This window comes from Streptomyces sp. NPDC048269, assembly GCF_040652395.1.
Taxonomy (GTDB): domain Bacteria; phylum Actinomycetota; class Actinomycetes; order Streptomycetales; family Streptomycetaceae; genus Streptomyces.
The window spans coordinates 91,991-98,830 of record NZ_JBEZLW010000024.1 but is presented as its reverse complement, the minus strand read 5'-3'; the positions used below and the strand labels follow the sequence as shown (position 1 = coordinate 98,830).

At 69.9% G+C, this 6,840-nt stretch carries 6 protein-coding genes and 2 pseudogenes; 6 read left to right on the top strand and 2 right to left on the bottom strand.

Going from position 1 to position 6,840, the window contains the following annotated elements:
- Positions 1–579: 579 nt before the first annotated feature.
- From AB0D48_RS24285 to AB0D48_RS24260, 6 genes and pseudogenes are all read left to right on the top strand, one after another.
- On the top strand, positions 580–1,302 hold the full coding sequence (locus AB0D48_RS24285; protein WP_362400590.1) for a hypothetical protein: 723 nt from the start codon (positions 580–582) through the stop codon (positions 1,300–1,302).
- Positions 1,303–1,372: 70 nt separating this feature from the next.
- A pseudogene (locus AB0D48_RS24280) lies at positions 1,373–1,573 on the top strand (hypothetical protein); the annotation flags it as partial.
- 23 nt (positions 1,574–1,596) lie between these two features.
- A complete protein-coding gene (locus AB0D48_RS24275; RefSeq protein ID WP_362400604.1) occupies positions 1,597–1,929 on the top strand; it encodes a hypothetical protein in 333 nt (110 codons plus the stop codon).
- A gap of 40 nt (positions 1,930–1,969) precedes the next feature.
- A pseudogene (locus AB0D48_RS24270) lies at positions 1,970–2,275 on the top strand (tyrosinase family protein); the annotation flags it as partial.
- A gap of 337 nt (positions 2,276–2,612) precedes the next feature.
- Entirely contained in the window at positions 2,613–2,891 is a 279-nt protein-coding gene (locus AB0D48_RS24265; protein WP_362400588.1) for a hypothetical protein, read from the top strand.
- Between the two features lie 78 nt (positions 2,892–2,969).
- The gene (locus AB0D48_RS24260) at positions 2,970–4,067 is read left to right on the top strand and encodes a hypothetical protein (RefSeq protein WP_362400585.1); all 1,098 of its coding nucleotides are present in this window, start codon (positions 2,970–2,972) and stop codon (positions 4,065–4,067) included.
- Positions 4,068–4,138: 71 nt separating this feature from the next.
- Here the strand turns inward: AB0D48_RS24260 and AB0D48_RS24255 are convergent, their stop codons facing one another.
- Positions 4,139–5,287 carry a hypothetical protein gene (locus tag AB0D48_RS24255; RefSeq protein ID WP_362400582.1) on the bottom strand — a complete coding sequence of 383 codons (1,149 nt, stop codon included), beginning with the start codon at positions 5,285–5,287 and terminating at the stop codon, positions 4,139–4,141.
- 196 nt (positions 5,288–5,483) lie between these two features.
- A complete protein-coding gene (locus AB0D48_RS24250; RefSeq protein ID WP_362400579.1) occupies positions 5,484–6,587 on the bottom strand; it encodes a substrate-binding domain-containing protein in 1,104 nt (367 codons plus the stop codon).
- Between the last annotated feature and the right edge of the window lie 253 nt (positions 6,588–6,840).

The window sequence follows — 6,840 nt, the reverse complement described above, 5'->3', positions numbered from 1 at the left end:
GAAGCACCGGCCAGAACAACACGACGGGTCGAGAACAGCTTGCTCATGGGAATTCTCCATTCGATGTAAAGAAAAGGGGTTGAATACCGTCCCGCAGAACAGGCCGGGGGATTAGTTTTCCGTCCTCATTTCCTCCGGGGTTTCCCGGTGAGGGCGTACTTCAAATAAACCCTGCGATCGGATGTGCGTCACGCCACTCGAATACGTGGCTTGACACCGAAAACCGATCTTGGTAAAAGCTGCCGCCATACCCGGCGACGAGCTGCACGGCCTACCCGCAGTCCTCCTCTCTGTACAAGGTGGACCCGGGACTCGACAGCAAGTCGCCCCCCTCCCCGCCAGGGTTATCAGGAGGGGCACCGCGGAGGCGTCGGGACGTGGAGAGCGGCCTCGGCCCGCCGTCCAGAGGCATGGCATGCGTAAAACCAAAACGTCAAGCCCCGACATGCCGGGACGTGTCCGCGCCGGTCGGCCCGTGTTTACGTGAATTACGGCCGAAGCGGTCCGTGAAAACTCACCGGCACCAGCCGGCACCGCGCCGGCGCCGTGAATCGCCCCATCCCACACAAGGAGACTCGCATGCCCAAGACACCCCTGACCCGGCGTTTCGTGATGCTGGCGACTTCGACCGCCCTGGTGGCTGGTGGCGCTGTGCTGCCCACGAGCGCATTCGCCGCGACGCCCGACACGACTACAGCAGCCAGTCACGTCAATCTCGTCAACGACAATCACGGTGAAAACGCCGGCCATCACCGAAACGGCAAGGAGAACCGAAACAAGAACCACAAGGGGAAGCAAAACCACAAGAAGGGGGAGAAGGGCCGTCACGGCAAGCATCCCGCCCCCAAGCCGAAGCTTCCGCTGCCCCCGGTACCGCCGCAGATCCCGATCCCGCTGCCTCCGCTCCCGGTACCGCCCAAGATCCCGATCCCGCTGCCGCCCGTCCCGGCGCCGCCCAAGATCCCGATCCCCCTGCCCCCCATCCCGGCGCCCCCGAAGGTCCCGATCCCGGTACCCAAGATCCCGATTCCGGCACCCCCGAAGGGCCCGATCCCCCTGCCCAAGTTCCCGCTCCCCCTGCCCCCGATCCCGGCACCCCCGAAGGGCCCGATCCCCCTGCCCAAGTTCCCGCTCCCCCTGCCGCCCATCCCGGCACCGCCCAAGATCCCGATCCCCCTGCCCAAGATCCCCACACCGCCCAAGATCCCGATCCCCCTGCCCCCGCTCCCGATCCCCCTGCCTCCGCTCCCGATCCCGCTGCCCCCGCTGCCGTTCCCGCTGCCGTTCCCGCTGCCCTTCTGATCGCTGAAACGAGGGCCCGAGGCTGACCGCGAGATCCACGGCAGCATCACAAGGGCGGGCACCCGCAAGGGTGCCCGCCCTTACCCATGGCCGAGACGCCGTCGTGGAGGAGCTGCGCGGGCGGGGGTCCGAGGTAGCGGCGCACGACCTCTACGCCGAGGGGTTCGCACCGCTGCTCTCCGCCGATGAGACGGGGACGGTCGAGTCAGCGGCGCTCGCCCATGACGCGCAGGTGGCGCGGCACCGAACAGAGGTGGGCACGCTGGATGCCATGGTGTTCGTCCACCCGAACTGGTGGGGTATGCCACCCGCGGTCCTCACGGGCTGGATCAGCGCGTACTCGCGCCTGGCGTCGCCTACAAGCTGGGTACCGCGGAGGGCGAACCCGACGGGCTCCTCAAGGCAGGCAGGGCGCTCGTGCTGAACACCTCCGACACTCCCGCCGACCGGGAAGAGAACGAGTTCGGCGACCCGATGCAGAGAATCTGGGCGGCGTGCGTCCTGCCGTACGTCGGGGTCTGCGACGTACGCCGGGTAGCCTTCCGGACCGTCGCCGGCTCAGCCGACGAAGAACGCGAGGCCAGGCTGGACGACGCCCGTCGGCAGGCAGCGGCGCTCCTGGCCTGAATCGCGGCCGGGCACATCACCGTGTTCCACGGGCGGCCCGCCCTGGCACCGCCGCTTCCTGCTGGACTTCGAAGCGGCGTTGCAGAAGGTGGATCCGAAGGTCTCGCTCCCCTACTGGGACTGGACCGTCGACCGGACCGCCGGCTCCTCCCTCTGGGCCGCGGACTTCATGGGCGGCACCAGCCGGGCCCGGGACGGGCAGGTACTCGACGGGCCCTTCGCCCACGCGGCGGGCAAGTGGGCCATCACCGTGGGGGTGGACCAGTGCCAGTACCTGCGGCGCACCCTCGATACGGGCGTCCCCGAGCTGCCGACCAAGGCCGAGGTGAACGCCGTCCTCGCCATGCCCGAGTACGTGACCCCCGCCGACCTGCTGGACCACCGCAAGTTCTACGCCTTCGACACCGAAGCGGCCCCCGCCACCCGCCAGCCGTAGTGCAGTCGAGGCGGCCGGTGTCCACCAGGTGCCCCGGGCACCGGCGGATGTGATCCACGAGGGACCGGCCGCCCCGGCCACGCCCCTGGGTCCCCGACGGGGCCGTCGCCGGCGCGGGCGAGCCGAGCGCCGCGCCGTCCGGCATGCGGGCACGACGCGTGGGCGAGCACAAAATACGCAGCCCCTGTCAGTGCCGAATGGGAGGATCGACGTGCGTCGGGTTTCCGGCCACAACGGGGGGACGGACATGGACAGCGAGAATGCGTACGAGTGGCCGCGAGGGGCGACCCAGTCGGACATGCACCGGTTGGAGACGTGGCTGGCCCGGCACGGCTGGGAGGTCGACCCCACGGTCTACATGGCCGGCGCGGGAGGTGCGGCCGTCCAGGTACGGCGCATCGACGCGGTCTGGGCGGACGGGGAATCGGGCCTGCTGATCCTGCCCGCGGAGATCGTGATGTGGGACGGGACGCGGATACGCATCGCACCCCGGGCTGCCGTCCCGGCCCGCTGCACGGCCTCGTAGCACCCCCGGCTCGTCCGGGACCCTCCCGCCCGACCGCCCGCGCGCGCATCATCGGGAGTGGGACACCTAGGAGTGGTGATGAGGCTGTCGTTCCTGGAACCCCTGTACACGGAGTCCGGCCCGTTCGCCTCGGTGTACCTGGACACCTCGCGGGACACCGAGCATCCCGACCGGGCCATCGCACTGCGCTGGCGCCGGCTGCGTGCGGACCTGACCAGGCAGGGCGCGGACCGGGCGGTACTGGGCGTTCTGGAGGAGGCGGTCGGCGCAGATGTGGAGCTGCCCGGGGTGCACGGGCAAGCGATCTTCGCGGCCAACGGTTCGCTCGTCATGGAGGGGGAGCTGGCCCGGCCGCCCGCCCGGGACTCGGCCCGCTACAGCACCCTCCCGGACGCGATGCCGCTGGTCAGCCAGCATCTGCCGGAGATCCCCTACCTCGCCGTGGTGGTGCACTACGGCGGGCTGCCGACGGCCACGGCTCACGGTTGGGTGACGGTGGAGGCGGAGTCCGGCACCTGGCCGGCTTCCAACGTCACCCCGGGTGAGCGGCTGCACCACAGGGTGCCGGTGGCGAGCTGGCACCAGAGCGCCGTGCGGCTGGGCCACCAGCTGGACGCCTGGATGCGGCGCAGCCACGGCGATGCCGTCGTGGTCGCCGGGGATGAGTGGGCGGGCAACGTCCTGGTCCGTCGGCTGCCGCACGCCCTGCGCGACAAGGTCGTACGGGTCGGTGGTCCCACCCCGACGGACACCCGACGGGCCCTGCTGGAGCCGCAGCTCGACGCCGTCTTCCTCGGCCGGCTGGCCGCGCACGACCAGGACCTGGTGAACATCTTCATCGGCCGGCGGGCCCTGGGCGGGCCCGTCACCGAGGGGCTGGCCGCCACCGTCGCAGCCCTGCAGCGCAGTCAGGTCGCGGCACTGCTGCTGAACAACCCGCCCGGCTCCTCGCTGCGGCTGTGGACCGGCCCGCAGCCCACCCAGCTCGCCCTGAGCGAAGAGGAACTGGTCTCCTTCGGAGTGCGGGCGCCCCGCGAGGAGCGCGCCGATGATGCCCTGGTGAGGGCGCTGGTCGGCACCGCCGCAGAACTGGTCGTCGTACCGGAGAGCGCGCTGAAGCTCGATGAGGGCGTGGGGGCGCTGCTTCGGTACACCCACCCGTGGGCCCCGCTCTGAGGCCCTCCGGGCGCGCGGGCCGAATCGCCGCCGGTCGACCGGTCAGCGGTTCCTGCCTGCTCTGCGGCTGCTCACAGGGTCCAGCGCAGCACTGCCCCCAGTCCGCCCGCCGGGCCGCGCATCCCCTCGGGAACCAGGAGGACGTCGCAGTCGGCCGCTGCGGCGGCGCGCAGCAGGGCATCGTCCGCACGCGCCTGCTCGGGCCTGGGGACACCCATTGCCCGCGCCTCTCCGCGTTGCACGGCGACCTCGTCGACCCCAGGGCCGATCCAGACCTGACGCCCTCCGTCGGACGCGTCCGGGGCAAGCAGCAGGGTGGCTACCTGGTGCTTGCGCGCCGCGTCCACGACGGCCGGAACCCCTTCCGCCGCGTCCCCGGGGCCGGTGTCGACGGAGGACTCGCGGTGCTGGCCGGGCTTGCCCCGTCCGATGTGGAAACGCTCGAGCGTCCTGTGGAGCCGTTCCTGGCCGAACCTCTCGCACGCCTGGGCGATCTCCCGGTCCAGCCCCGCGGTCGAGGCGCCGGCGGAGCGGCTGCCGCTCTCCGCCTCGACGGTGACGGCCAGGATGCGCTCCGGCAACCGGTGGTGAACGGCTCGGCGCTCACGCGGGTCACCGGTCAGGATCAGCAGCTCGGCGCCGCTCTCGGGCCATTGCCGGACCAGCTCGTCCACGATGATGTCGGCGGTTTCGTTCCGGGTGTTCTCGACCTTGTTCCGGTAGTGCCATTCGTGCCGGTCCGCGGGAATGCTGCGGTGTCCGCGGCCCTGCCCCTCCTTGCCGTTCGCCTGGCCCAGGGCAGCCCGGCGGGTCCCCTCCCGGAGCTCCAGGTCGGCGCCCGTGCGGTCGATGTAAGCCACCAGGCACGTCGGGGCATCGCCCCGCAGCCCTGCCAGCGGAGCCACACGGGGAAGGACGGACCACGTCGCCTGACCCGCCGGCGGCGGAACGGCGAGCGGGAGGTCGAGGACCACCTCGGCACCCGTGGCGAAGACGGCCCGGCCCGGCGGTGTCCCGGAGACGGGCTCGTTCGCCAGTCGATCCATCACCGCCCTCGTGGTGTACGCGTCGGCGCCCGCGTCGATGAGCTGACCCGCGATGGCGCGCTCACGAAGTTCCTGCACCTTCGCCCCGTCCTCGGTCGCGCGCGTGGTCTCGATGTACACGGAGGCCCAAGGGCCCGGCCGGGCGAAGAGAGGCTTGAGAAAACCGAGTTCCATGACGTCCCCCAGACGTGTCGGTGCGCCGGCGAGGGGATGCTCCCGGAGGCGCCCGCGCACCCGGCGTGCTCGTACGGAATCAGAGCGTGGTGACCGCCGGCGCGGCCACCCGCTTCTTCGTCATGTGTGGCGCGTGCCCGTGGGTCCCCGGGGCAAACCGTCCCGCCCGCCCTCTCCCGTCGCCCCCGGCGCCTCGCTACTTCAGGCCGATCTCTTCACACGCGGACTTGAGCTTGTCGGTGCAGATTTCGGCGACCGTGTAGACGCCGTCATCGACCACGGTGCTCTTGACGTTGCTCTTGGTCAGCGCGATGCCCGGGACGAGCACCGACGGCACGCGCTTGGTGGTCGGGCTGTCGACCATCTGGTTGATGATTCCGTCGATCCTCTCCCCCTTGGCGAGGGCGACGGCCATCTCCGCGGCGGCCGTGGCCTCGGGGGCGTACCGCTTGTAGACGGTCATGTACTGCTCGCCCGCGACGATCCGCTGCACACCGGCGAGCTCGGCGTCCTGGCCGGTGACCGGGGGCAGCGGGGTCACGCCGGCCGCCTTGAGGGCGGTGATGATGCCGCCGGCCATGCCGTCGTTGGCCGAGTAGACGCCGATGACCTTGCCCTTGCCGAGCGCCGAGAGCGCGGCCGCCATGTTGGTGTTGGCGTTCTCCGGCTTCCACTCGACCGTGTCGTACTCCTTGCCGACGTTCACCTTGCCGTCGAGGACGAAGTGCGCACCGGACTTGAAGAGCTTCGCGTTCGGGTCGGTGACCGAACCGTTCATCATGACGATCTGGCCGTCCTTGGGCTTGTCGCCCAGGGCATCCAGCAACGCATTGCCCTGGACCTTGCCGACGTCCTCGTTGTCGAAGGAGGTGTAGGCGTCGATCGGGCCCTCCGCGAGACGGTCGTAGGCCACGACCGGGATGCCGGCCTCCTTGGCCTTCTTGACCGAGCCGGCGATCGCCTTGGAGTCCACCGCGTCGATGATCAGGACGTTCACCTTCTTGGTGATCATCATGTCGACCTGCGAGTTCTGGACGGCCGCGTCCTGCTTCGCGTTGGCGTAGATCACTTCGCCCTTGCTGCGCGTGAGTCCGGCAACCTGCTTCTCGATCAGCGGCTTGTCGAACTTCTCGTAGCGCGCGGTCTGGTTCTCCGGAAGCAGGAGACCGACCTTGATCGCGTCACCGTTGGCTGAGCCCGGTCTCCCGTCGGTCTCCTCCCCGCTGCCGCAGGCGGCCAGCGAAACAGTGATCGCGGAAGCGGCGACAGCAACGGCGGCACGACCCAGATGTGCGTTCACGATGTAAACCTCCCTGACGAGGCCGTGTCCTTGCGGCCGAGGTAGACGCAGTCAACTCGGCCCCGACACCACCGTCAAGAAGTGAACTATTAACGAGATGGCAACGTTGCCATCACCGTCCGCAGTCGGACAATCCAGCATTTCATATCTCTTTTCCACTGAATTGACCCGGCGACAGCACTTCGACTTATGAAGCGAAAGGCAGATGGGATACGCGGCGCTGCCGGACCGGCGGTGTCGCCCCGGCGGTGTG